25 protein-coding genes are annotated in these 23354 nt (G+C 69.2%); 3 read left to right on the top strand and 22 right to left on the bottom strand.

What is annotated here, in order from left to right:
• Positions 1-18: 18 nt before the first annotated feature.
• From recX to rlmE, 11 genes are all read right to left on the bottom strand, one after another.
• On the bottom strand, positions 19-513 hold the full coding sequence (recX, locus tag HDC36_RS02610; protein WP_179564169.1) for a recombination regulator RecX: 495 nt from the start codon (positions 511-513) through the stop codon (positions 19-21).
• 118 nt (positions 514-631) lie between these two features.
• Positions 632-1681, bottom strand: coding sequence for a recombinase RecA (recA, locus tag HDC36_RS02605; protein WP_145700280.1), 1050 nt, complete (start codon positions 1679-1681; stop codon positions 632-634).
• A 185-nt stretch (positions 1682-1866) separates the two neighbouring features.
• Positions 1867-2502 carry a transcriptional repressor LexA gene (gene lexA / locus HDC36_RS02600; RefSeq protein WP_179564167.1) on the bottom strand — a complete coding sequence of 212 codons (636 nt, stop codon included), beginning with the start codon at positions 2500-2502 and terminating at the stop codon, positions 1867-1869.
• Between the two features lie 148 nt (positions 2503-2650).
• Positions 2651-4327: an AarF/UbiB family protein gene (locus HDC36_RS02595; RefSeq protein WP_179565567.1), complete on the bottom strand. Its 1677-nt coding sequence runs from the start codon at positions 4325-4327 to the stop codon at positions 2651-2653.
• A gap of 29 nt (positions 4328-4356) precedes the next feature.
• A complete protein-coding gene (locus HDC36_RS02590; RefSeq protein ID WP_179564165.1) occupies positions 4357-4851 on the bottom strand; it encodes a CinA family protein in 495 nt (164 codons plus the stop codon).
• A gap of 349 nt (positions 4852-5200) precedes the next feature.
• Positions 5201-6526: a ribosome rescue GTPase HflX gene (hflX, locus tag HDC36_RS02585; RefSeq protein ID WP_179564163.1), complete on the bottom strand. Its 1326-nt coding sequence runs from the start codon at positions 6524-6526 to the stop codon at positions 5201-5203.
• 26 nt (positions 6527-6552) lie between these two features.
• Complete coding sequence (hfq, locus tag HDC36_RS02580) at positions 6553-6828, bottom strand: RNA chaperone Hfq (protein ID WP_003471569.1); 276 nt, start codon at positions 6826-6828, stop codon at positions 6553-6555.
• A gap of 119 nt (positions 6829-6947) precedes the next feature.
• Positions 6948-7898, bottom strand: coding sequence for a tRNA (adenosine(37)-N6)-dimethylallyltransferase MiaA (gene miaA / locus HDC36_RS02575; protein WP_179564161.1), 951 nt, complete (start codon positions 7896-7898; stop codon positions 6948-6950).
• Positions 7898-8797 (bottom strand): dihydropteroate synthase, encoded by a 900-nt coding sequence (folP, locus tag HDC36_RS02570; RefSeq protein WP_179564159.1) that lies wholly within the window; start codon positions 8795-8797, stop codon positions 7898-7900. The genes miaA and folP overlap by 1 nt, the downstream gene beginning before the upstream one ends.
• 346 nt (positions 8798-9143) lie before the next feature.
• The gene (gene ftsH, locus HDC36_RS02565; RefSeq protein ID WP_179564157.1) at positions 9144-11087 is read right to left on the bottom strand and encodes an ATP-dependent zinc metalloprotease FtsH; all 1944 of its coding nucleotides are present in this window, start codon (positions 11085-11087) and stop codon (positions 9144-9146) included.
• A gap of 59 nt (positions 11088-11146) precedes the next feature.
• Positions 11147-11779, bottom strand: coding sequence for a 23S rRNA (uridine(2552)-2'-O)-methyltransferase RlmE (gene rlmE, locus HDC36_RS02560; RefSeq protein WP_179565565.1), 633 nt, complete (start codon positions 11777-11779; stop codon positions 11147-11149).
• A gap of 66 nt (positions 11780-11845) precedes the next feature.
• Between rlmE and yhbY the strand changes: the two genes are divergently transcribed.
• Both yhbY and HDC36_RS02550 read left to right on the top strand, forming a co-directional pair.
• Positions 11846-12151 (top strand): ribosome assembly RNA-binding protein YhbY, encoded by a 306-nt coding sequence (yhbY, locus tag HDC36_RS02555; RefSeq protein WP_003471333.1) that lies wholly within the window; start codon positions 11846-11848, stop codon positions 12149-12151.
• Positions 12152-12170: 19 nt separating this feature from the next.
• The gene (locus tag HDC36_RS02550) at positions 12171-12545 is read left to right on the top strand and encodes an Mth938-like domain-containing protein (RefSeq protein WP_179564155.1); all 375 of its coding nucleotides are present in this window, start codon (positions 12171-12173) and stop codon (positions 12543-12545) included.
• Positions 12546-12938: 393 nt separating this feature from the next.
• Here HDC36_RS02550 and HDC36_RS02545 read toward each other — a convergent pair whose 3' ends face one another.
• Genes HDC36_RS02545 through surE form a run of 4 tightly spaced genes read right to left on the bottom strand, consistent with a single transcriptional unit; the run spans position 12939 to position 15835 of the window.
• Complete coding sequence (locus HDC36_RS02545) at positions 12939-13754, bottom strand: peptidoglycan DD-metalloendopeptidase family protein (protein ID WP_179564153.1); 816 nt, start codon at positions 13752-13754, stop codon at positions 12939-12941.
• Positions 13733-14347 carry a YqaA family protein gene (locus tag HDC36_RS02540; protein WP_179564151.1) on the bottom strand — a complete coding sequence of 205 codons (615 nt, stop codon included), beginning with the start codon at positions 14345-14347 and terminating at the stop codon, positions 13733-13735. The genes HDC36_RS02545 and HDC36_RS02540 overlap by 22 nt, the downstream gene beginning before the upstream one ends.
• A 34-nt stretch (positions 14348-14381) precedes the next feature.
• Positions 14382-15059: a protein-L-isoaspartate(D-aspartate) O-methyltransferase gene (locus tag HDC36_RS02535; RefSeq protein ID WP_179564149.1), complete on the bottom strand. Its 678-nt coding sequence runs from the start codon at positions 15057-15059 to the stop codon at positions 14382-14384.
• The gene (surE, locus tag HDC36_RS02530) at positions 15056-15835 is read right to left on the bottom strand and encodes a 5'/3'-nucleotidase SurE (protein ID WP_179564147.1); all 780 of its coding nucleotides are present in this window, start codon (positions 15833-15835) and stop codon (positions 15056-15058) included. Before surE ends, HDC36_RS02535 begins: the two co-directional genes overlap by 4 nt.
• 109 nt (positions 15836-15944) lie before the next feature.
• Here surE and HDC36_RS02525 point away from each other — a divergent pair, with 109 nt between their 5' ends.
• Positions 15945-16478, top strand: a complete 534-nt coding sequence (locus tag HDC36_RS02525) for a Smr/MutS family protein (RefSeq protein WP_179564145.1) — start codon at positions 15945-15947, stop codon at positions 16476-16478.
• 11 nt (positions 16479-16489) lie between these two features.
• On the opposite strand, the gene truD is transcribed toward HDC36_RS02525, so the two are convergent.
• From truD to HDC36_RS02490, 7 genes are all read right to left on the bottom strand, one after another.
• Positions 16490-17554, bottom strand: a complete 1065-nt coding sequence (truD, locus tag HDC36_RS02520; protein ID WP_179564143.1) for a tRNA pseudouridine(13) synthase TruD — start codon at positions 17552-17554, stop codon at positions 16490-16492.
• Positions 17551-18042, bottom strand: coding sequence for a 2-C-methyl-D-erythritol 2,4-cyclodiphosphate synthase (gene ispF, locus HDC36_RS02515; protein ID WP_179564142.1), 492 nt, complete (start codon positions 18040-18042; stop codon positions 17551-17553). Before ispF ends, truD begins: the two co-directional genes overlap by 4 nt.
• A 72-nt stretch (positions 18043-18114) precedes the next feature.
• Positions 18115-18819, bottom strand: a complete 705-nt coding sequence (gene ispD, locus HDC36_RS02510) for a 2-C-methyl-D-erythritol 4-phosphate cytidylyltransferase (protein WP_179565563.1) — start codon at positions 18817-18819, stop codon at positions 18115-18117.
• Positions 18816-19169, bottom strand: a complete 354-nt coding sequence (ftsB, locus tag HDC36_RS02505; protein WP_145700313.1) for a cell division protein FtsB — start codon at positions 19167-19169, stop codon at positions 18816-18818. The genes ispD and ftsB overlap by 4 nt, the downstream gene beginning before the upstream one ends.
• A 3-nt stretch (positions 19170-19172) precedes the next feature.
• Positions 19173-20465, bottom strand: a complete 1293-nt coding sequence (eno, locus tag HDC36_RS02500) for a phosphopyruvate hydratase (protein ID WP_179564141.1) — start codon at positions 20463-20465, stop codon at positions 19173-19175.
• Between the two features lie 170 nt (positions 20466-20635).
• Positions 20636-21472 (bottom strand): 3-deoxy-8-phosphooctulonate synthase, encoded by an 837-nt coding sequence (gene kdsA / locus HDC36_RS02495; RefSeq protein ID WP_047324991.1) that lies wholly within the window; start codon positions 21470-21472, stop codon positions 20636-20638.
• A 149-nt stretch (positions 21473-21621) separates the two neighbouring features.
• A complete protein-coding gene (locus HDC36_RS02490; protein ID WP_003474007.1) occupies positions 21622-23286 on the bottom strand; it encodes a CTP synthase in 1665 nt (554 codons plus the stop codon).
• Positions 23287-23354: the final 68 nt, after the last annotated feature.

The raw sequence follows: 23354 nt of genomic DNA, 5'->3' as shown, positions 1-23354 counted from the left end.
TTAGCAGGCCCGGCCCGCTCAGTCCTCCGGCTCGTAGCGCGTGGCCGCGCGGATGCTGTCGCCATCGAAACCGCGCCGCGCCAGCAGATCGGCGGCCTTGCGCCGCTGCGCCAGGTCCACCGGTCCGGCCGCGCCGAAGCGTCGCTGCACCAGATCGCGGGCGTTTTCGCTCCAGTCGCCGTCGAATGCGGCCATCGCCGTGGCGATAGCCTCGCTATCCAGGCCGTGGGTGCCCAGTTCGGCACGAATATGCAAGGGTCCATAGCCGGTATTGGCCCGGCTGCGCACCAGCAGTTCGGCGAAGCGGCCATCGTCCTGCCAGCCCTCGCCCGCCAGGCGCTCCACCGCGGCGGCGGCGGCATCCTGCTCCACGCCGCGCGCCCGCAATTTGCGGGTCAGTTCCTTGCGCGAATGTTCGCGGCGCACCAGCAGGCCCAAGGCCCGCTGCAACGGCGTCTGTTCCGGCTGCCGGCGGCGCCGGCGCGGTTCCTGTGCTTGTTCGTCGTCACCCATGCAGGCTCACCGCCACGATCGTCAATGTGCCGTCCCTGGCACCTGCCCTCCTGGCTTGCTCAAGACTGCCGAGGGAGACGAGCGGCACTGACTCCACCGCTCCCCCGGCAGAAGACCATCACGCCTCGGCGTCTGCGTCGGCGTCCTCGGCTTCGGCCGCGCTCGGTGCGATTTCCGTAGGCTGGAACTTCTCGCGCAGCTCGCTTTCCAGCTTCGCCGCCACCTGCGGGTTGTCGCGCAGGTACTGGCGCGAATTGTCCTTACCCTGGCCGATGCGCTCGCTGCCGTAGCTGTACCAGGCACCGGCCTTCTCGACCAGCTTGGCTTCCACGCCCATGTCGATCAGCTCGCCTTCGCGGCTGATGCCCTCGCCGTACAGGATCTCGGTGATGACCTGCTTGAACGGCGGCGCCAGCTTGTTCTTGACCACCTTGATCTTGGTCTGGTTGCCGATGATCTCGTCGCCCTTCTTGATCGCGCCGATGCGGCGGATGTCCAGGCGCACCGAGGCGTAGAACTTCAACGCGTTGCCGCCGGTGGTCACTTCCGGGCTCTGGCCGGGCATCATCACGCCGATCTTCATGCGCAGCTGGTTGATGAACACCACCAGCGTGTTGGAGCGCTTGATGTTGCCGGTCAGCTTGCGCAGCGCCTGGCTCATCAGGCGGGCCTGCAGGCCCGGCAGCTGGTCGCCCATCTCGCCTTCGATTTCGGCCTTCGGGGTCAGCGCGGCGACCGAGTCGACCACCACGATGTCGACCGAGCCCGAACGCACCAGCATGTCGGCGATTTCCAGCGCCTGCTCACCGGTATCCGGCTGCGACAGCAGCAGTTCGTCGACGTTGACGCCGAGCTTGCCGGCATAGATCGGGTCCAGCGCATGCTCGGCATCGATGAAGGCCGCGGTGCCGCCCTTCTTCTGGCACTCGGCGATGGCCTGCAGGGTCAGCGTGGTCTTGCCCGAGGATTCCGGACCATAGATCTCGACGACGCGGCCCTTCGGCAAGCCGCCGATGCCCAGCGCGATGTCCAGCATCAGCGAGCCGGTCGGAATCACCTCGACGGCTTCGATGATGCGATCGCCCATCCGCATCACCGAACCCTTGCCGAACTGCTTCTCGATCTGGCTCAGTGCGGCAGCGAGCGCGCGCTTCTTGTTCTCGTCCATTTTGGTGTCCTTCGGAGGTGAGGATGATTTGCGGGGTAGGTTCAATTTAGCGGCCAGGTATCGCACGGGCTGAGACAGTGCGGGGCAAAGAAAAAATAATTCGTCCGGGCAGGTCTACAGCAGCGGCGAACAGCGATGGTGCGGGTCGGGAAAATCCGGCCTGCGGTGTAGTGCAATCTCCAACATCAACGGTTGGGGCGCAGCAGGCCGCAATACAGGCCTTCGATGGCGAAATCCTGGTCGGGCAGCACGTCGATCGGCGCGTAGTCCGGGTTGCGCGGCAGCAGGCGGATGCGGTCCTTGCCGATCTTCAGCAGCTTGACCGTGATCTCCTCGTCGATCCGCGCCACCACGATCTGCCCGGAACGGGCGTCGCGGGTCCGGTGCACGCCGATCAGGTCGCCGTCGAAGATGCCTTCGTCGCGCATCGAGTCGCCCTGCACCTTCAACAGGTAGTCCGGCGCCGGCGAGAAGAACACCCGATCCAGCACCACGAAATCGTCCGAACCGATGTCCGCGCCGATCGGCAGGCCGGCGGCGACCCGCCCCAGCACCGGCAGGCGCAGGATGTCGGCACTGTCCACCTGCGGGGCCGGCGCCGGTGCGGCCGCGCCGCTCACCAGCCGGATGCCGCGCGCCTGTCCCGGCACGCGGCGGATCGCGCCGGCCTGCTCCAGGGCTTCCAGGTGGTATTGCGCGGCGCGCACACCCTTGAAGCCGAAGGCACGGGCGATCTCGGTCTGCGACGGCGGTGCGCCGTCGTGCTCGATACGCTGGGCGATCAGGTCGAGGATCGCTTGCTGGGTTTCGGTCAGTTCCATGGTTAGTAGTAATACTACTAAAAACGGAAATGGGCAACCCCTGCGTGATCGCATCAAGGGGGCTGCCGTTCCGCAGATCGCCCGCCCCGCTGGGCCTTGCGGCCACACCCGCACACCGGGACTTCGCTCACAGCGACCACCGCTCCGCTCAGCGGCCGCTGCGCCAGATCGAGATCAGGATCCACACGCCCGACAGCGCCGCGCCGATGAAGCCGCCCACGCCGATCGCCAGCAGCCAGCGGCTGGAGACGCCGCCGACGCTGTTCATCACGATCGAGGAGCCGATGATCAGCGCCGCGGTGACGATGCCCATGGTCAGCCGATTCGCGGCGCGGTTGACCTGGTCGCCGAAGCCCTTCAGCGACGTCGTCTCGACATTGAGCTGCAGCCGTCCGCGCCGCGCCGCCTGCAGCAGCCGGCGGGTGTCGCGCGGCAGGTCGCCGAGCAGTTCCAGCGCGCCGAGCACGGTGCGGCGGCCGCGCTTGGCCATCGCGCGCGGGGCGAAGCGCTGCAGCATCACCCGCTCCAGGTACGGCGCCGCGGCGCCGGCCATGTCGAAGTCCGGATCGAGCTGGCGCCCTACCCCTTCCAGGGTCAGGAAGGTCTTGATCATCAGCGCCAGGTCGGCCGGCAGCGCCAGCGCGTGCTGGCGCAGGATCGCGGTGACGTCGCCGAGCATCGCGCCGACCCGCAGCTCCTTCAACGGCACGCCGCGGTACTGGTCGACGAAGCCGGCGATCTCCAGTTGCAGCCGCGCCTCGTCGATCTCGGCATCGCCGTCGGTCCATTCCAGCAGCACGTCGGTGACCGCCTCGGCCTCCTGGGTGACCAGGCCGTGCAGCAACTGCACGACCTGGTAGCGGCGCTGCTCGGAGATGCGCCCGACCATGCCGAAATCGATCACCGCGATGCGTTCGCCGGGCAGGTAGAAGATGTTGCCCGGGTGCGGATCGGCGTGGAAGCAGCCGTCCTCGAGCACCATCTTCAGCACGATCTCGGCGCCGACGCGGGCCAGTCGGCGGCGGTCCAGGCCGGCGGCATCCACACCCGCCAGGTCGCGCCCGCCGATGCCGGCGACGAAGTCCTGCACGTTGAGCGTCTCGCAGGTCCACTGCCAATGCACGCGCGGGATCAGGATCTCGTCGTGGCCCTGGAAATTGGCGGCGATGCGCTCGGCGTTGCGGCATTCGCCGGCGAAATCCAGTTCGCGCCGCAGCGACACGGTGAACTGATGCACCACCTCCGCCGGGTGGTAGCGCTTGAGATCGGCCGCACGCGCCTCGACGATCTCCGCCAGCCGCGCCAGCAGCCGCAGGTCGGCCTCGATCACGTCGCGGATGCCGGGGCGGCGCACCTTCATCACCACCGCAGTGCCGTCGTGCAGCCAGGCGCGGTGAGTCTGCGCCAGCGACGCGGCGGCCAGCGGAGTCTCCTCGACCTGGGCGAAGATCGCCGACGGCGCCTCGCCCAACGCCTCGAGCAGTTGCGGCAGGATCTGTTCGTAGGGCAGCGCCGGTGCCGCGTTCTGCAGCTCGCCGAGTTCGTCGATCCACTCCGGCGGCAGCAGGTCCACGCGCGTGGCCAGCACCTGGCCGAGCTTGACGAAGGTAGGCCCGAGATCCTGCAACGCACGCCGCACCCGCTGCGGCGCCGACATGCGCAGCATCTCTTCGGCGTTGTGCCAGTGCAGCAGGCGTCCGGCGCGTTCCAGCACGTCGGCCATGCCGATGCGGCGGACCACGTCGCCGAAGCCGTAACGGATCAGCACCGAGGCGATTTCCTGCAAACGCCCCAGGTCGCGGACCGTGCTCAGCGCCTCCCACATCGCGGTCGCCACCTAGCGCCCGTCGGCGTTCACAGAAGCGCGCCGAGGCCGTGCAGCGCCGCGGCGACGGTCTGCCGGCGCACCGCGTCGCGGTCGCCGTCGAAATGGAACAACTGCGCGCTGGCGTAGCCGCCGCGCCGCTTCCAGCCCACCCACACGGTGCCGACCGACTTGTCGGCGGAACCGCCGCCGGGGCCGGCGATGCCGGTCACCGCCACCGCGATGCTGGCGCCGGAATTGACCAGCGCGCCGGACACCATCTCGATCACCGTCTCGCGGCTGACCGCGCCGTGGTGCTCCAGGGTCTGCGGACGCACGCCGAGCAGCGCCTGCTTGGCCTCGTAGCTGTAGGCGACCATGCCGCAGTCGAACCAGTCCGAGGAGCCGGAAATATCCGTCATCGCCTTGGCGATCCAGCCGCCGCTGCAGCTCTCGGCGGTGACCAGGCGCTCGCGCGCGGTGCGCAGCTGATCGCTGAGCGCAGTGGCGAGTTGCAGGAGTTGCGGGTCGGTGGGGACGTTCATGGCGCTGCTCGGGAAACCAATGCGCTTTGTAGCCGAATTCGCCACGGCTGTCGCGTTTGCGCGGCGCGCGGCCCTGCGTGGCTTCAGCGATGGTGGCGCAGCGGGCTGGCGCTGGCGCTTCAGGCGCCGGCTCGCTTGCATGCCGCCGCCATCAGTAGCGTCTTCGCGCAGAGGAGAGCGACTTGCCGACTCAAATGACACCACCGTAGGAGCGGCTTCAGCCGCGACGGACCGTCTCGGTAGAGCCCGTCGCGGCTGAAGCCGCGCCTACAGACCTTGCGCAAGCCGCAAACGGCCGAGTCCAAATGCACCTAGCCGAGGCGTGCAGCGGCGCGATCCGGCATTGCGGCTAACGCTGCTGCCACTCCTCTTCCTCGCGCGGCGGCAACAGCGCGCGGATCGGCGCGCCGTCGGCGCTGGCGGCCAGGCGCTCGGCCTCAGTGATCGGGATGTCCACCTGCAGCAGCCAGCCGTCTTCGTCGGCCTGCTCGCTGCGGACCACCTGCAGTTGGTGCAGTTGCGAGCGCAGGCGCCCGGCGCTGGACGGCAGGCGCAGGCTGCCCTGCACGTGCTGCAGCCCCAGCCGCTGGCCGAGCACGCCCTGCAGCAGGTCCAGGCCACGTTCGTCGCGCGCCGAGATCCAGACCCGCTCGCGGCGCGCCTCGTCCGGCACACCGTCCTGCGCATCGTGGCGCACGTCGGCGCCTTCGATGCGGTCGATCTTGTTGAACACCAGCAACTGCGGCAGATCGCCGGCGCCGACCGCGTGCAGCACCTCGTCGACCTGGGCGATGCGCTCTTCGCGCAACGGATCGGCGGCATCGACCACGTGCAGCAGGAAATCGGCCTCGCGCGCCTCGGACAGGGTCGAGCGGAACGCGGCGACCAGTTCGTGCGGCAGGTTGCGCACGAAGCCGACGGTATCGGCCAGCATCGCGTTGCCGCCCGGCAGCGCGATGCGGCGCACGGTCGGGTCCAGGGTCGCGAACAGCTGGTCGGCGGCGTAGGCCTCGGCCCCGGTCAAGGCGTTGAACAGGGTCGACTTGCCGGCATTGGTATAGCCGACCACCGCGATCCGCGGCAGTTCGCTGCGCACCCGCGCACGGCGCATCTGGGTGTGTTGCACCTCGACCTTTTCCAGCCGCTTCTGCAACTGCTCGACCCGCTTCTGCAGCAGCCGGCGGTCGGTTTCCAGCTGGGTTTCGCCAGGACCGCGCAGGCCGATCGAACCGCCGCGCTGGCGCTCCAGATGGGTCCAACCGCGCACCAGCCGCGTGGCCATGTGGCGCAGCTGCGCCAGTTCGACCTGCAGCTTGCCCTCGTGGCTGCGCGCGCGTTGCGCGAAGATGTCCAGGATCAGCCCGGTGCGGTCGATCACGCGCCGCTCCAGGTACTTTTCCAGGTTGCGCTCCTGGCCGGGACTCAGGGCATGGTTGACCAGGATCAGATCGGCGCCGCTGGCCTCGGCCGCGGCCTTGACCTCTTCCAGCTTGCCGCTGCCGATCAGCGTCGACGGGCTGGGCTTGTCGATGCGCGCGGTCAGCGTGGCGGCGATGCTGGCACCGGCGGAGCGCGCCAGGTCGGCGAACTCCTCCAGCACATCGTCCTCCAACGGTCCACCGGCATAGGGCTGGATCAGCAGTGCGTGTTCGCCGCGGCGGGAACGATCAAACACCCGCGGCTCCGGTCTTCACCAGCGTCTTACTCGGCTTCGTCATCGTCCGCACTACCACCCTCGTTCTGCTGCACATAGCCACCGCCCGGTCCGACGCGCACGTTGCGCGCCGGCACCACGGTGGAAATGGCGTGTTTGTAGACCATCTGGCTCACGGTGTTGCGCAACAGCACCACGAACTGGTCGAAGGACTCGATGGTACCCTGCAGCTTGATGCCGTTGACCAGATACACCGAGACCGGCACCCGTTCGCGACGCAGCGCGTTCAGGAAAGGATCCTGTAAGGATTGCCCCTTGGACATGCTTCACTCCCGTTTATTGTTTTTATGTGCCCGGGACGGCACTGCAGCTCCCCTGCCGTGGCCCGGACCGCCGATGTTACACAACCGCGGGCTCCAGCACAGCGCGGCGTGTAGCCAAATCAGCCAAGAAAGTCCGCCACTGCGACATCCAGGCGCGCGCCGTCGCATTCGGGGTCGAACCAGCGCGCGTCCAGCTCCCCGCGCAGCCAGGTCAGTTGGCGCTTGGCCAGCTGGCGGGTAGCGGAGATCGCGCGATCGCGGAACGTGGCCGCATCGCTGGCCCCGTCCAGGTGTTCCCAGGCCTGGCGGTAGCCGACCGCGCGCACCGCCGGCAGCTCCAGCGGCCGCGCCACCTGGCGCAACGCCGGCAAGGCGCGCAGCGCACGCACCTCGTCGAGGAAGCCCTGCTCCAGCATCGCGTCGAAGCGCAGCGCGATGCGCCGGTGCAGCAGCGCGCGGTCGGGCGGCGCCAGCACCAGTTTCAGGACCCGCAACGGCAGCCGCGGCGGCCCCGGCTGCGCCTGCCATGCGCTGATCGGGCGGCCGCTGAGCTGGAACACTTCCAGCGCGCGCTGGATGCGCTGCGCGTCGCCGGGCCGGATCCGCCGCGCGGCCAGCGGATCGACCTGCTGCAGTTGCGCGTGCAGCGCCGCCCAGCCGTCGGCCTGCGCGCGCGCGGCCAGCGCTGCGCGCAGCTGCGGATCGGCCGGCGGCATCGGCGCCAGGCCTTCCAGCAACGCCTGGAAATACAGGCCGGTGCCGCCGGCCAGGATCGGCAGGCGGCCGCGGGCGACGATCGCCTCCAGCGCGGCACGCGCGTCCACCGCGAATTCGGCGGCCGAATAGGGTTGCCACGGATCGCGCAGGTCCAGCAGATGGTGCGGCACGCGCGCCAGCTGCCGGGCGTCGGGCTTGGCCGCGCCGATGCTCAAGCCGCGGTACACCAGGGCCGAATCGACGCTGACGATCTCGCCGCCGTAGCGCTCGGCCAGGGCGATCGCCGCGGCGGTCTTGCCCGAGGCGGTCGGCCCCATCAGCGCGATGGCGCGCGGGCGCCGGTCGGCGGGCATCAGTCCTCGTCCGGCCAGCGGAGCGCGGCGGGCGCGGCGCCGCTGCGCGGCAGCGGCACCGCCGCCAGCGCAGTCCAGACCTTCAGCGCGTCGACCGTGGCGGCGACGTCGTGCACGCGCAGCAGCAGCGCACCGCGCTGCGCCGCCAGCAGATGCGCCGCCACCGAGCCGGCCACGCGCTGCTCCGGCGCGGTGCGCCCGGTCAGTTCGCCGATGCTGCGCTTGCGCGACAGCCCGGCCAGCACCGGCACGCCGAGTTCGACCAGGCGCGACAGCTGCGCCAGCAACTGCAGGTTGTCGGCGGTGCCCTTGCCGAAACCGAAGCCCGGATCGACCAGCAGGCGGCGCTTGTCGATGCCGGCCATTTCCGCGGCGAACAGGCGCTCGGCCAGGAACCGGTGCACCTCGCCGACCACGTCGTCGTAGTGCGGCGCGCTGCCGGCGGCATAGGCGTCGTCGGGCATGTGCATCAGCACCACCGGCACCCGCAGTTCCGCCGCCGCGTCCAGTGCGCCGGGCCGGCGCAGGGCCTGGATGTCGTTGATCATGCCGGCGCCGGCGGCGACCGCCGCGCGCATCACGTCCGGCTTGAAGGTGTCCACGCTCAGCGGCAACGTGGTCTGCGCCGCCAGCCGCTCGATCACCGGGATGACCCGGCGCAATTCCTCTTCCACCGGGACCGGGGTGGCGCCGGGACGGGTCGATTCGCCGCCGATGTCGAGCAGGTCGGCGCCCTCCTCCACCAGGCGCAGACCGTGCGCGACGGCCGCTTCCATCGTCGCGTGCGCGCCGCCGTCGGAAAACGAGTCGGGGGTGACGTTGACGATGCCCATCACCCGCGGACGATCCAGCGACAGGCGGCGTCCGCCGCAATCCAGGCTCGGCGAGGTTTCGAACATCAGCGGTGCTCCTGAGGGTTGCCGCACCGGACGGGGATGCCGCGCACGGGCTTCGTTGCGCTTCGTGCAGCGGCGCGGCGCGTCGTGGCGACGACGGCGTTCGCAGGCAGCGACAGCGATGGACAAGCGGGCGTTGGCATGGCCGGCGGACAGTGATGACGGGGCGCCATTGTCGCCCAGTCGCAGTGCCTACGACGACGCGGCGACAGGATGCGTCCACAAGCTCGGCCGGAGCGATGCGATCGCCGCTGCGGCGACCTGCCCTGCACCGCCGGATCTACAAAAGCGCAGGCAACAAAAAAACCAGGGATCGCTCCCTGGCTTTCTGATCGACCCGAGCGGGCGCTTACAGCTGCTCGGCCGGACCGGTGATCGGCGGCAGCGGCCGCGAACTGCCCTTGTCGTTGCCGCCGTCCTTGCCATCCTTGCCGGACTTGTTCCAGCCCATCGGCGGCGGCGGATCGCGGCCTTCCATGATCGCGTCGATCTGCGGCACGTCGATGGTTTCGTACTCCAGCAGCAACTTGGCCATCACGTGCAGCTTGTCCAGGTTCTCGGTCAGGATATGCGTGGTCTTGGCATAGGCCTTGTCGAGGATCGAACGCACCACTTCGTCGATGCGGCGCGCGGTATCGTCGGACACGCTCTTGTGCTGGGTCACCGAACGGCCCAGGAACACCTCGTCGTCTTCCTCGCCGTAGGCGATCGGCCCCAGCTCGTCGGACAGGCCCCACTTGGTGACCATGTTGCGCGCCATCTTGGTCGCGCGCTCGATGTCGTTGGAGGCGCCGGTGGTGACCTTGTCGGTGCCGAAAATCAGCTCCTCGGCGACGCGGCCGCCGTACAGCGAGCACAGCTGCGATTGGATCGCGACGCGGTTGATCGAGTACTTGTCGCCTTCCGGCAGGTACATGGTCACGCCCAGCGCACGCCCGCGTGGGATGATGGTGACCTTGTAGACCGGATCGTGCTCCGGCACCAGGCGACCGACGATGGCATGGCCGGCCTCGTGGTAGGCGGTGAGCGTCTTCTCTTCCTCGCTCATCGCCATCGAACGGCGCTCGGACCCCATCAGGATCTTGTCGCGGGCGCGGTCGAAGTGGTCCATGCGGACCTCCTTGACCGTTTCGCGCGCGGCGAACAGCGCCGCCTCGTTGCACAGGTTGGCCAGGTCGGCGCCGGAGAAGCCCGGGGTGCCGCGCGCGATCACCATCGGCTCGACGTCGTCGGCCAGCGGCAGCTTGCGCATGTGCACCTTCAGGATCTGCTCGCGGCCACGCACGTCCGGCAGGCCCACCACCACCTGGCGGTCGAAGCGGCCCGGGCGCAGCAGCGCCGGGTCGAGCACGTCCGGACGGTTGGTCGCGGCGATCACGATCACGCCTTCGCCGCCCTCGAACCCGTCCATCTCCACCAGCAACTGGTTCAGGGTCTGCTCGCGCTCGTCGTGGCCGCCGCCCAGGCCGGCGCCGCGATGACGGCCGACCGCATCGATTTCGTCGATGAAGATGATGCACGGCGCGTGCTTCTTGGCCTGCTCGAACATGTCGCGCACGCGGCTGGCGCCGACGCCGACGAACATCTCGACGAAGTCGGAACCGGAAATGCTGAAGAACGGCACCTTGGCCTCGCCGGCGATGGCCTTGGCCAGCAGCGTCTTGCCGGTGCCGGGCGGGCCGACCATCAGCACGCCGCGCGGGATCTTGCCGCCGAGCTTGGTGAACTTGGTCGGATCGCGCAGGAAGTCGACCAGCTCGCTGACTTCCTCCTTGGCCTCGTCGCAGCCGGCGACGTCGGCGAAGGTGATCTTGATCTGGTCCTCGCCCTGCAGCTTGGCGCGCGACTTGCCGAACGACATCGCGCCCTTGGCGCCGCCGCCGCCACCCTGCATCTGGCGCATGATGAACAGCCAGAAGCCGATGATCAGGATGACCGGCAGGAAGTTCAGCACCAGCGACCAGAAGCTCGGGCCGTTGGCCGGTTTCTGCCGGGTCATCTCCACGTTCTTGCTGTACAGCACGTCGACCAGCTTGTCGTCGCGCGGCCCGTAGACCGTGCTTTCGCTGCCGTCGCTGCGCTTGAAGCGGATCGCGGTCACCGACAGCCCGGTGTCGTCGGTGAAGTCGACCGACTTCACCCGCCCGCCGTCCACTTCCTTCAGGAACTGGGTATAGGTCACGGTGTCGTTGCCGGGACCGCCGGCCAGCCGTGGCGAGAAGCTCTGGAACACCACCATCAGCACGACGGCGACGACTACCCACAGCAACAGATTCTTGGTCAAGTCGTTCATCCTCATTGGCTCCGGTGTCCCTTCAACTCTTTCTCGATGCGTGATGCGACGGGTTCAGCTTACTTGATCTGGGCACGCTTGCCCTGTCCGAGGACATAGACCTCCGGCGAGCGCTTGCGCGATGCCGCCGGTTTGCGGATGGACACCTTCTCGTAACGGCGGCGCATCTCGCGGATGTAGTCGTCGGACCCGACGCCCTGGAACAGCTTGATCAGGAACGCCCCGCCCGGCTTGAGGTGGGTATCGGCGAACGCCATCGCCAATTCGGCCAGATGCATCATCCGCGGCTGGTCGACCGCATCCATGCCGCTTTTATTGGGGGCCATATCCGACAGCACAAGGTCTACCGGGTTGCCGCCCAGCATTTCCTCGAACTGCGATAGCACCGCGTCTTCCCTGAAGTCGCCGTGAAGGAACTCCACGCCGGCCAGCGGCGGCATCTCCAGGATGTCCAGCGCCAGCACCCGGCCGCGCTCGCCCAGCGACTTGCGCACCTGCTGCGACCAGCCGCCCGGCGCGGCGCCAAGATCGACCACCAGCATGTCCGGCTTGAGCAGCTTGTCGCGCTGCAGCAGCTCTTCCAGCTTGTAGGCGGCACGCGAACGCATGCCTTCGGCCTGGGCCTTCTTCACGAAGGGGTCGGCGAAATGTTCGCGGAGCCAGCGTTGGCTGCTTTTGCTGCGGGTTGCCATGGGATCGCGGTCGTGGTGGGCGGCCATGATACCCTGATCGCCCTTGGCAACCCCGTTCCCGCCTGCATGTCGATCAGCCTGACTCCGTCCCAGAACCGCTTCCTGCGCGGCCTGGCGCACGACCTCAAACCCCTGTTGCAGATCGGCGGCAAGGGCGTCACGCCGGCCTTCCTGGCCGAACTGGACGAGGTGCTGGAGCGCCACGAACTGGTCAAGGTGAAGGTCGGCGGCGACGACCGCGAGGCCCGCGACGCGAGCATCGCCAGCCTGGTCGAGCAATCGCACAGCGTGCTGGTGCAGCGCATCGGCCACACCGCGATCCTGTATCGCCCGGCCAAGGAAGACCGCCAGATCGTGCTGCCGCGCGGCTGACCCGCTTCCCGGTGCCCTCATGCAGCTGACCCAGGACCTGCCCGATTACGCCTACACCCTGCGCATGGCCGATGGCCGCCAGGCCAAGGTGAACGACCGCCTGCTCACCCGCAGCTTCATTCTCGCCCCGGATGCCTTGGTCGAGGCGTGGGACGCACCGGTCGCAACCGAGCTGCAGCCACAGCACCTGCAGCCCTTGCTGGAAATGAACCCGGCCCTGGTGATCCTGGGCACCGGCGAACGCCAGGTCTTCCCCTCTGCCGCCGCGCTGGCGCTGTTCCTGACCCGCGGCATCGGCATCGAAGTGATGAACAACGCCGCGGCGGCGCGCACCTACAACGTACTGGCCGCCGAAGGCCGGCGCGTGGCGGTCGGGTTCCTGCTCGAAGGCTGAGCGGCGGCACCGCCGCTGTCTGCGCGGACCGCGTTTCGCCGTCCGATCCACTGGCGCGCTGCGCCGGAATACGCCCCATCGCCGATCCGCCGCTTGCTTGCTCAGCAAATACAGCAGCGTGATCGACCGGCTTGGCCGTTGTAGCGGACGAGGAGGCGCCGCCTGAGGTCCACCTGACCGCGCGCCGCTAAGCGCCCGGCGCGCTGCGCCGGGCCGGGGATCCCCCCGAGGGCCGACGTACCGATTACTTGCTGGGCAAGTACAGCGGCGGGTCGACGGACTTGCCGTTGTAGTGGGCGAAGCGGCGCCGCTTGCGGTCCACCGGACCGCGCGCCGCTGAGCGCCCGGCGCGCTGCGCCGGGCCGGGGATCCGCCCGATCGATGACGTGCCGGTTATTTGCTGGGCAGGTACAGCAGCGGGTCGACCGGCTTGCCGTTGTAGCGGATCTCGAAGTGCAGCATGTCGCGCGCGGCGCCGCTGCGCCCCATCTCGGCGATCTGCTCGCCGGCCTTCACGTTCTGGCCTTCGTTGACCAGGCGCTTGCGGTTGTGGCCGTAGGCCGACAGCCATTGCTCGTTGTGCTTGATGATGATCAGTTCGCCGTAGCCGACCAGGCCGGCGCCCGAATAGACCACCACGCCATCGGCGGCGGCACGCACCGCCTGGCCGCTGCTGCCGGCGATGTCCACGCCCTGCTTGGTAGTCTCGCCGACCACAAAGCGGCTGACCACCGCGCCGTCGGCAGGCCAGCGCCAGCTGAAGCCGCTGCTCACCGGCGTCGGCGCAGCGACCGGCGGCCGCGCGGCCGTTCCCGCAGAACCCGGCGGCGCGACCGGAGCGCTACCCGGCCGCGCGACGACCGTGCCGCCGCCACTGCCGCCACCCGGCGGGTACAGCTTCAGCGACTGCCCGGGATAGATCGTGTACGGCGGCGGCAACCGGTTCCAGGCGGCCAGGTCCTGCGGATTGATGTTGTTGACGCGGGCGATCGCATACAGCGTGTCGCCACGGCGCACGGTCGCACTGACCCCGGGCTTGGGCACGGACGGACGCGGCGCCGACGTGCCGGGCTTGCCGGGCGCTCCGGACGTCCGCACGACGGTGGCGCTGCTGCACGCGCCCATCCCTGCCGCCACCAGCAACCACACGCTGCAACGCAGGCCGTTGCGCACCACCCGATCGACGCTCATCCGTACTTCGCTCTCCATATGACCCACACCACCAGCAGCGCCAGGATCGCCATCGCGACCCAACCGAGCGGTTCGATCCAGCGCCGCAACGCGGCTTCCGCACGCGGCCCGCCCAGGCGGATCGCGCCGGCCACCAGGTACACGCGCTTGCCGCGGCCGACCAGCATGCTCGCCAGGAACGGTAGCAGCGGGATTCCCACGATGCCTGAGGCCCAGGTAAATATCTTCAGCGGGATCGGGGTGAAACCGGCCAGCACCAGCAGCCAGAACGCACGCCATGGCGACTCGGCGACCACCTCGCGCAGATGAGTCACCTGCGCATCGATCTTCTGCGTCCAGCCCAGCCATTCGATCAGCGGCTGCACCGCGGCGAAGGCGAAATGGCCGAGCATGTAGCCGACCAGCGCACCGGCCAGCGAGCCCATCAGGCTCAGCGTGGCGAACCACAGCGCGCGCCGCGGTTGCGCCAGCGACATCGGCGCCAGCATCACCTCCGGCGGCACCGGGAACACGATCGCCTCGGCGAAGCTGAGCCCGGTCAGGAACGTCGGCGCGCGGCGATGGCGCGACCAGGCGATGGCACGTTCGTACAACGGCCCGAATATCTTCATGCAACCCAGCTCCGGTGATTCAATCCAGGGTGACTCAATCCAGCATGCCCGACAGCAGCGGGACGAAGGTCACCGGCGCCAGAATGTCCTGTTCGATGCGGCCTTCGGCATCGCGGCGCAAGCGCACCAGCGATTGCGACGAGGGACCGCCGACCGGCGCCACCAGGCAGCCGCCCGGCGCCAGTTGCTCGACCAGCGCATCGACCAGCGCCGGCGCCGCGGCGGTGACCACGATCGCATCGTAGGGGCCGTGCTCGGCCCAGCCGATGCGGCCGTCGTCGTGCTTGCTGCGCACGTTCATGCCGAGCTGGCGCAAGCGCTTGCGCGCCTGCCGCAGCAGGTCGCCGATGCGCTCCACGGTATAGACCTCCAGCCCCAGCGCGGCCAGGATCGCGGCCTGGTAGCCGGAGCCGGTGCCCACTTCCAGCACCTTCTTCGGCGCCGCCTCGAGCACGGTCTCGGTCATCCGCGCCACCACCCACGGCTGCGAGATGGTCTGGCCATGGCCGATCGGCAGCGCGGTGTCCTCGTAGGCACGCGAGGCCAGCGCTTCGTCGATGAACAGGTGCCGCGGCACCGTGCGCACCGCGTTGAGCACGGCCTCGTCGCGAATGCCGGACTCGCGCAGGCGTTCGACCAGGCGGTCGCGCACGCGCTGCGAGGTCATGCCGATGCCGATCGCTTCCGGTTGCAGGCGCAGCCGCGGGGTCATGCCGGGTTGTCCAGCGCGGCGGTGAGGCCGCCGACCCAGCTGGCCACCGTCTCCAGCGCCTGGTAGCGGGTCAGGTCGACCTGGATCGGGGTGATCGAGATGAAGCCGGTGCGCACCGCGTGGAAATCGGTGCCCGGGCCGGCGTCCTGCTCGCGGCCGGCCGGGCCGATCCAGTACACGGTGCCGCCGCGCGGGTCGGGCTGCGGCAGGCACGGTTCGGAGCGGTGGCGGTTGCCGAGCCGGGTGACCTCAAAGCCCTTGATCTCGCCCCACGGCAGGTCCGGCACGTTGACGTTGAGGATGGTGTCCGCCGGCAGCGGATCGGCCTTCAGCCGCGCCACGATCTCGACCGCGGCGCGCGCGGCGGTCTGGAAGTGCTTGGGTTCGTGGTTGTGGGTGACCAGCGACATCGCCAGCGCGGGCAGGCCCAGGAAGCGGCCTTCCATCGCCGCCGAGACGGTGCCCGAATAGATCACGTCGTCGCCCAGGTTGGCCGAGTTGTTGATCCCCGAGACCACCATGTCCGGTTCGTCGTCGAGCATGCCGGTGAGCGCCAGGTGCACGCAATCGGTCGGCGTACCGGCGACGCTGCAGGTGTGCGGGTCGATGCGCTTGATCCGGATCGGCAGATCCAGGGTCAGCGAGTTGCTGGCGCCGGAACGATCGCGATCGGGTGCGACCACGGTCACTTCGTGGCCCGCGCCGCGCAGTTGCTCGGCCAGCATCTTGATGCCGGGGGCGTCGACGCCGTCGTCGTTGCTCACTAATACGCGCATGGGACTCCTCGGATAACCCGGCCATGATACCGGATGCGTCCCTCGCCTTCCGCCCTCATGCACGCTCGCACTGCTTGCGCCGCGTGACCGGCGGGTTACGCTGTGCGCCATGTCGCATCCCGAAGACGAAGATCCCGCCGCCCTGTTTCGCGCGGCGATCGGCGCGGTCACGCCGCTCAACGCGACGCCGCCGGCCAATGCCAAGCCGCGGCCGAAGCCGCGCGCGCGCATGGCCGAGCGCGACGACGCCGAGGCGCAGAGCGAATTCCAGCGCCTGTTGCGCGACAGCGCGCCGCTGGAGGCCGGCGACGTGGCCAGCTACCGCCGCGAGAACGTGCCGGCGCGGGTGTTCCAGCGCCTGCGCCGCGGCCAGTTCTCCGCCCAGGACGAACTGGACCTGCATGGCGCCAACGCGGCGCAGGCCGAGGCGCTGCTGCGGCAGTTCATCGCCGAGGCGCATGCGCACGAGTTCGGCTGCGTGCGCATCGTGCACGGCAAGGGCCTGCAGTCCGGCGGCATCCCGATGCTGAAGAATCTGGTCGATCGCCTGCTGCGGCAGCGCAACGACGTGCTGGCGTTCCATTCGGCGCCGCCCACGCAAGGCGGTACCGGGGCGATGCTGGTGTTGCTGGCGCGGCGCTGACGCCGCGCCGCTCACTCCTGCGCCGCCGGCTCGGCCTGCGCGCCCTGTCCGGCATCGACGACCTCGCCCAGCTCGTGCAGCAGCGCGGTGGCATAGCTGCCCGGCGGCAGCGCGAAACGCAGTTCCAGCGCGTCGTCGTGCGCGTCCAGCCAGCGCCACTGCAGCGCGGCCGCGCGCAAGCGGGTGGCGCGCCGTTCCTGTTTCAGGCCTTCGCGCTCCAGGCCTTCGCGCAAGCGCACGGACGTCGCATCCTCGAGCGCGGCCAGTTCCAGCGCGCGCGCCGCGTCGGCGCTGCGCAACTCGCCCGCGCCCCACAACGGCGCCGAAGGATGGATGTCGAAACGCTGCAGCCGCTCGGCCAGCAGGTCGGACCAGGGTTCCGGGCCGAACACGCTGCGGCTGCCGTCGAGCAGCCACACCTCGCCATCCAGCGCGCCGTCCCAGTTGCCCGCCGCCACGCGCGCGGCCAGGACCCGGTTGAACAGTTCCGAGCGCGCCGCCGACAACAGCAGCGAGCGCTGCTCGCGCCGCACCCGGCGCCCGCCGAACATCGCCAGCGCGTTGCCGACGTTGCCGCCGTCGCGGCCGAAGCGCTGTTCGCCGAACCAGTTGGGAATGCCGCGCGCGGCGATCTGCGCCAGCCGCGCCTCGATCGCGGCGCGCTCGCCGCGCACCTCGCGCAACACCAGCACGAACCCGTTGCCGGCCAGCGCGCCGCGCGGCAGCTTGCGGTTGTGCCACTGCGACTGCACGACCTGCAGGTCCTCGCTGTGCAGCGCCTCCAGCGCCGGCGCCACCCGCTTGGGCAGGTGCACCGAGAAGCGCTGGGTGGTGACCGCGTGGCGGTCCTTCATGCCCGCATAGCCGATCGCCATCTCCGTCACACCTGCCCATTGCGCCAGGCGGCGTGCGGCGAATGCGGTGTTCATGCCGCGCTTGCGCACGGTCAGCAACAAATGTTCGCCCTCGCCGCTCGGCTCGAACGCGGGCATTTCGTCGACCTGGAAATCCTCGGCCACGCTGCGCATGCGCGCCTGCAACGGCGCGGCGCCGAACGCGCGCGGCAAGTCGCTCACAGCGCCACCAGCAACACCGCCGCCTGCGCCGCGATGCCTTCGCCGCGGCCAGTAAACCCCAACTGCTCGCTGGTGGTGGCCTTGACGCTGACGCGCTCGACGCCGACCTGCAGCAGCGCGGCCAGGCGTTCGCGCATCGCCAGCGCATGCGGGCCGACCTTGGGCCGCTCGCAGATCACGGTGACGTCGGCGTTGCCGAGCTGCCAGCCGCGCTCGCGCAACAGTTGTTCGCAATGGCTCAGGAACTGCGCGCTGTCGGCGCCTTTCCAGCGCGCATCCGAGGGCGGGAAATGCTGGCCGATGTCGCCCAGCGCCAGTGCGCCGAGCAGCGCGTCGCACAGCGCGTGGATCACCACGTCGCCGTCGCTGTGCGCCAGCACGCCGCGCGTGTGCGGCACGCGCACGCCGCCGAGCATCACGTGGTCGCCGTCGCCGAAGGCGTGCACGTCATAGCCCTGGCCGATACGGAAGGGAGGAAAGTCAGGCATGGGCATCGCAGGATCGCAAAAGGAAAAAAGGAAGGCATCGGCGGCGCGACGCCGCAGCGCGGCGCGGCCGCGTCACGGCTGCCGCGCGCGCAGGAACAGTTCGAACTCGAAGCGCACCAGGTCGGCCGGGGTGGTCACCTTGAAGTTGTCCTCGGCGCCCTCGACCAGCAGCGGCCGCAGGCCCAGCAACTCCATCGCCATCGCATCGTCGGTGACCTCGACACCGGCGGCCGCGGCCTGTTCCAGCGCCCTGGTCAGCTGCAGGCGCCGGAACAACTGCGGGGTCAGCGCGCGCCACAGGCGCTCGCGCGGCTCGGTGGCGTCGATGCCGCCGTCGTCGCCGGCGCGCTTGAGCGTGTCGCGCACCGGTGCGGCCAGGATCGCGCCGACCGGATCGCCGCGCCCGGTTTCCAGCAGCCGGTCCAGGTCCGCCAGCGCCAGGTTCGGGCGCGCCGCATCGTGCACCAGCACGAAATCGTCCGCCTTGACCGAGTCCGGCAAGGCCTGCAACGCGGCCAGCACCGAGCCGGCACGGCTGGCGCCGCCGACGCAGGTCAGCACCGGCTTGCCGTCCAGTTCGTTCCAGCCCGGCCAATCGGCATCGTCGGTGCCGAGCGCGACCATCGCCCCGGCCACCGCTGGATGCGCCAGCAGGGCCTGCAGCGCATGCGCGATCAACGGCTGCCCGCCGGCCTGCAGATACTGCTTAGGCACGGGACTGCCGAAACGGGTGCCGCGGCCGGCGGCCGGCACCACGGCCCAGACCGTGGCCATCAGGGTTGCTCGCTCGGCGCGGCCGGCGCCTGCGCCGGGGTGCCGTCGGCGGCCGGCGCGACCGGCACCGGCGCGTCCTCGACGACGCGATAGAACTTCTCGCCCGGCTTGATCATGCCCAGTTCGCTGCGCGCGCGCTCCTCGATCGCCGCCTCGCCGTCCTTGAGGTCCTTGACCTCGGCGGCGAGCGCGGCATTGCGTTGCTGCAGGCCTTCGTTATCGCGCTTCTGGTGCTCGACCTGGCTCTCGAGCACCAGTACCTCGCCGGAATTGCCCGGACCGAGCCAGAAACGGTACTGCAGCCACGCCAGCAGTCCCGCCAGCACCAGCAGCAGCCAGCGCCAGTTGCGCACGGCTTACCGCTTGAGCGAGACGAATGCGTCGCGCCCCGCGTAGCGCGCGCCGCTGCCCAGCGCTTCCTCGATCCGCAGCAGCTGGTTGTACTTGGCCACGCGGTCGCTGCGGCACAGCGAGCCGGTCTTGATCTGGGTGGCGGTGGTGGCCACGGCGATGTCGGCGATGGTGGTGTCCTCGGTCTCGCCGGAACGGTGCGAGACGATCGCCGCGTAGCCGGCGGTGTCGGCCATCGCGATCGCTTCCAGGGTCTCGGTCAGGGTGCCGATCTGGTTGACCTTGATCAGGATCGCGTTGGCGGTGCCGGACTCGATGCCCTGCCTGAAGATCTTCGGGTTGGTCACGAACAGGTCGTCGCCGACCAGTTGCACCTTGCTGCCGAGGCGATCGGTCAACAGCTTCCAGCCGGCCCAGTCGTCCTCGGCCAGGCCGTCCTCGATGCTGATGATCGGGTACTGCGCGGCCCAGTCGGCGAGGAAGTCGACGAACTGCTCGCTGGTCAGGCGCTTGCCCTCGCCCACCAGGTGGTACTTGCCGTTGTCGTAGAACTCGCTGGAGGCCACGTCCAGGCCCAGCAGCACGTCTTCGCCGGCGGTGTAGCCGGCCTTGCCGATCGCCTCGAGGATGGTGTCCAGCGCTTCCACGTTGCTGCGGAAGTCCGGCGCGAAGCCGCCCTCGTCGCCGACCGCAGTGGACAGGCCATGGCCCTTCAGCACCGCCTTGAGCGCGTGGAAGATCTCGGTGCCGGCGCGCAGCGCTTCGGAGAACGAGGCGGCGCCGACCGGCAGCACCATGAATTCCTGGAAGTCGACGTTGTTGTCGGCATGCGCGCCGCCGTTGATGATGTTCATCATCGGCACCGGCAGCGCCACGTTGGCGGTGTTGGCGCCGGCCAGGTACTGCCACAGCGCCTGCTTGCGCGAGGCGGCGACCGCATGCGCGTTGGCCAGCGACACGCCGAGCAGCGCGTTGGCGCCGAGGCGGCCCTTGTTCTCGGTGCCGTCCAGGTCGATCAGGCGCCGGTCAAGGCCCTGCTGGTCGGCACCATCGAAACCCTGCAGCGCACTGGCGATCGTGGTGTTGACGTTCTCCACCGCCTTGCGCACGCCCTTGCCCAGGTAGCGGGTCTTGTCGCCATCGCGCAGCTCGACCGCTTCCTTGGTGCCGGTGGAAGCGCCCGACGGCACCGCGGCGCGGCCCAGCGAGCCGTCGGCCAGCGCGACTTCCGCTTCGAGCGTGGGGTTGCCGCGGGAATCGAGAATCTCGCGGGCGTGGATCTTGGCGATAGTGGTCATAAGTCCAGTCGGTTACCAGGAAAGGAGGGGGACACCGGAAACCGTCGGATTATGGCCGCAGCGCCGCTGCTTGCCAAATGAACCGCGCGCCGCGCACGGGCCCGAACAGCGCGAGCGCTGTGCGAGAGACGGGTGCGTCCAGGGGCCGGCGCACCCGCACCGTCGCCGCATCAGCCCAGCCCGTGCTCCAGGAAGCCGCTGCGCTTGGTGATCGCGTCCAGCGCCATCAGCGTCTCCAGCAGCGCCTCCATCTTGTCCAGCGGCCAGGCATTGGGGCCATCGGACAGCGCCTTGGACGGATCGGGGTGGGTCTCGGCGAACACGCCGGACACGCCCACCGCCACCGCTGCGCGCGCCAGCACCGGCACGAACTCGCGCTGGCCGCCGGAGGTGCTGCCCTGCCCGCCCGGCAACTGCACCGAATGGGTGGCATCGAACACCACCGGGCAGCCGGTCTCGCGCATCACGCTCAGCGAGCGCATGTCGCTGACCAGGTTGTTGTAGCCGAAGCTGGCGCCGCGCTCGCAGACCATGATCTGCTCGTTGCCGGTGGACTTGGCCTTGTCCACCACCGGCTTCATGTCCCACGGCGACAGGAACTGGCCCTTCTTGATGTTGACCGGCTTGCCGGCGGCGCAGACGTTCTTGATGAAGTCGGTCTGCCGCACCAGGAACGCCGGCGTCTGCAGCACGTCCACCACCGCCGCCACCTCGTGCATCGGCGTGTACTCGTGCACGTCGGTCAGCACCGGCACGCCGATCTGCTTCTTCACCGCCTCCAGCACCTTGAGCCCCTCTTCCAGGCCGGGGCCGCGGAAGCTGGTGCCGGAAGTACGGTTGGCCTTGTCGAAGCTCGACTTGAAGATGAAGTTGATCCCCAGCCTGCCGGTGATCTCCTTGAGCTTGCCGGCTACGTCCAGCTGCAGCTGCATCGACTCGATCACGCACGGGCCTGCGATCAGGAACAGCGGCTGGTCCAGGCCGACTTCGAAGCCACACAGTTTCATCGGATCACCTATCGATTGGAGCCCCTCTCCCATTGGGAGAGGGGTTGGGGTGAGGGTACGGGCGAAGCATCGAGGAATTCAGGCGCGCGAGGCTGCGCCCGTCCCCTCATCCGGCGCTTCGCGCCACCTTCTCCCGATGGGAGAAGGAACTAAGCGCGCGCTTCCTTCAACAGCTTGCCGCCGGCCTTCTTCTCGCGCGCGGCGCGCACGAAGCCGATGAACAGCGGATGGCCGTCGCGCGGCGTGGACAGGAACTCCGGGTGCGCCTGGCAGGCCAGGAACCAGGGATGCACCTCGCGCGGCAGCTCGACCATCTCCACCAGGGTGTCGTCCATCGACTTGGCGGAAATCACCAGGCCGGCGTCCTCCAGCTGGGTGCGGTAGCGGTTGTTGAACTCGTAGCGGTGGCGATGGCGCTCGGACACCACGTCCTTGCCGTACATCTCGCGCGACAGCGTGCCGGGCTTGAGCCGTTGTTCCTGCAGGCCCAGGCGCATGGTGCCGCCCAGATCGGACTTCTCGTCGCGCTTCTCCACGTCGCCGCTGGCGGTGCGCCACTCGGTGATCAGGCCGATCACCGGATACGGCGACTGGCGGTCGTTCTCGGTGCTGTTGGCGCCGTCCAGGCCGGCGACATGGCGCGCGTAGTCCACCACCGCCGCCTGCATGCCGTAGCAGATGCCGAAGTACGGCACGCGGTGCTCGCGCGCATAGCGCGAGGTCAGCACCTTGCCTTCGAAGCCGCGATCGCCGAAGCCGCCGGGCACCAGGATGCCGTCCACGTCGGCCAGCGCCGACAGGTCGCTGCCTTCCAGTTCCTGCGCCTCCAGCCACTTCAAGGTGACCTTGGTGCGCTGGCGCAGGCCGCCGTGCTTGAGCGCTTCGCCGACCGACTTGTAGGCGTCCTGGTGGTCCACGTACTTGCCGACCACGGCGATGGTGACCTCGTCGAGCGGGTGCTTGGTGGCGTCCACCACCGCTTCCCATTCCGACAGATCGGCCGGGCCGACCTTGTCGCGCAGCTTGAACTGGTCGATGACGATCTCGTCCAGGCCCTGCCGGTGCAGTTCCAGCGGCATGCCGTAGAGCACGTCGATGTCGGCGGCGCTGATCACCGCGCGCTCGGAGACGTTGGTGAACAGCGCGATCTTGCGCCGCTCCGAATCCGGAATCGCCTGCTCGGAGCGGCACAGCAGCACGTCCGGCTGGATGCCGATCGAGCGCAGTTCCTTGACCGAATGCTGTGTCGGCTTGGTCTTCAGCTCGCCGGCGGCGGCGATGTACGGCACCAGGGTGAGATGCATGAACAGCGCGCGCTCGGCGCCGCGCTCGGTGCGCACCTGGCGAATCGCTTCCAGGAACGGCAGCGACTCGATATCGCCGACGGTGCCGCCGATTTCCACCAGCGCCACGTCGAACCCGGCGGTGGCCTCGTCCACGCAACGGCGGATCTCGTCGGTGATGTGCGGGATCACCTGCACGGTGGCGCCAAGATAGTCGCCGCGGCGCTCCTTGCGGATCACGTTCTCGTAGATGCGGCCGGTGGTGACCGAATTCTTGCGCGAAAGGCGGGTGCGCACGAAGCGCTCGTAGTGGCCCAGGTCCAGGTCGGTCTCGGCGCCGTCGTCGGTGACGTACACCTCGCCGTGCTGGAACGGGCTCATCGTGCCCGGGTCAACGTTGATGTAGGGGTCCAGCTTCATCATCGTGACCGACAGGCCACGTGCTTCGAGAATGGACGCAAGCGAAGCGGCCGCGATGCCCTTGCCAAGCGAGGACACTACGCCGCCGGTAACGAAGATCAGGGGGGTCATGGCTCGAAGGCCTCCCAGAAAGCCATAGTTTAACGGGTGAAGCCGATTTGCCCAAGCGCTTTCGGACC

The organism is Xanthomonas sp. JAI131 (assembly GCF_013410075.1).
Classification (GTDB): domain Bacteria; phylum Pseudomonadota; class Gammaproteobacteria; order Xanthomonadales; family Xanthomonadaceae; genus Xanthomonas_A; species Xanthomonas_A bonasiae.
This window is presented reverse-complemented; position numbering and strand designations above follow the sequence as displayed.

Excerpts from the sequence above, each read along its gene's own strand:
- recX (WP_179564169.1), bottom strand. The coding sequence starts at position 513 with ATGGGTGACGACGAACAAGCACAGGAACCGCGCCGGCGCCGCCGGCAG.
- recA (WP_145700280.1), bottom strand. The coding sequence starts at position 1,681 with ATGGACGAGAACAAGAAGCGCGCGCTCGCTGCCGCACTGAGCCAGATC.
- lexA (WP_179564167.1), bottom strand. The coding sequence starts at position 2,502 with ATGGAACTGACCGAAACCCAGCAAGCGATCCTCGACCTGATCGCCCAG.
- HDC36_RS02595 (WP_179565567.1), bottom strand. The coding sequence starts at position 4,327 with ATGTGGGAGGCGCTGAGCACGGTCCGCGACCTGGGGCGTTTGCAGGAA.
- HDC36_RS02590 (WP_179564165.1), bottom strand. The coding sequence starts at position 4,851 with ATGAACGTCCCCACCGACCCGCAACTCCTGCAACTCGCCACTGCGCTC.
- hfq (WP_003471569.1), bottom strand. The coding sequence starts at position 6,828 with ATGTCCAAGGGGCAATCCTTACAGGATCCTTTCCTGAACGCGCTGCGT.
- miaA (WP_179564161.1), bottom strand. The coding sequence starts at position 7,898 with ATGCCCGCCGACCGGCGCCCGCGCGCCATCGCGCTGATGGGGCCGACC.
- folP (WP_179564159.1), bottom strand. The coding sequence starts at position 8,797 with ATGTTCGAAACCTCGCCGAGCCTGGATTGCGGCGGACGCCGCCTGTCG.
- ftsH (WP_179564157.1), bottom strand. The coding sequence starts at position 11,087 with ATGAACGACTTGACCAAGAATCTGTTGCTGTGGGTAGTCGTCGCCGTC.
- rlmE (WP_179565565.1), bottom strand. The coding sequence starts at position 11,779 with ATGGCAACCCGCAGCAAAAGCAGCCAACGCTGGCTCCGCGAACATTTC.
- yhbY (WP_003471333.1), top strand. The coding sequence starts at position 11,846 with ATGTCGATCAGCCTGACTCCGTCCCAGAACCGCTTCCTGCGCGGCCTG.
- HDC36_RS02550 (WP_179564155.1), top strand. The coding sequence starts at position 12,171 with ATGCAGCTGACCCAGGACCTGCCCGATTACGCCTACACCCTGCGCATG.
- HDC36_RS02545 (WP_179564153.1), bottom strand. The coding sequence starts at position 13,754 with ATGGAGAGCGAAGTACGGATGAGCGTCGATCGGGTGGTGCGCAACGGC.
- HDC36_RS02540 (WP_179564151.1), bottom strand. The coding sequence starts at position 14,347 with ATGAAGATATTCGGGCCGTTGTACGAACGTGCCATCGCCTGGTCGCGC.
- HDC36_RS02535 (WP_179564149.1), bottom strand. The coding sequence starts at position 15,059 with ATGACCCCGCGGCTGCGCCTGCAACCGGAAGCGATCGGCATCGGCATG.
- surE (WP_179564147.1), bottom strand. The coding sequence starts at position 15,835 with ATGCGCGTATTAGTGAGCAACGACGACGGCGTCGACGCCCCCGGCATC.
- HDC36_RS02525 (WP_179564145.1), top strand. The coding sequence starts at position 15,945 with ATGTCGCATCCCGAAGACGAAGATCCCGCCGCCCTGTTTCGCGCGGCG.
- ispF (WP_179564142.1), bottom strand. The coding sequence starts at position 18,042 with ATGCCTGACTTTCCTCCCTTCCGTATCGGCCAGGGCTATGACGTGCAC.
- eno (WP_179564141.1), bottom strand. The coding sequence starts at position 20,465 with ATGACCACTATCGCCAAGATCCACGCCCGCGAGATTCTCGATTCCCGC.
- kdsA (WP_047324991.1), bottom strand. The coding sequence starts at position 21,472 with ATGAAACTGTGTGGCTTCGAAGTCGGCCTGGACCAGCCGCTGTTCCTG.
- HDC36_RS02490 (WP_003474007.1), bottom strand. The coding sequence starts at position 23,286 with ATGACCCCCCTGATCTTCGTTACCGGCGGCGTAGTGTCCTCGCTTGGC.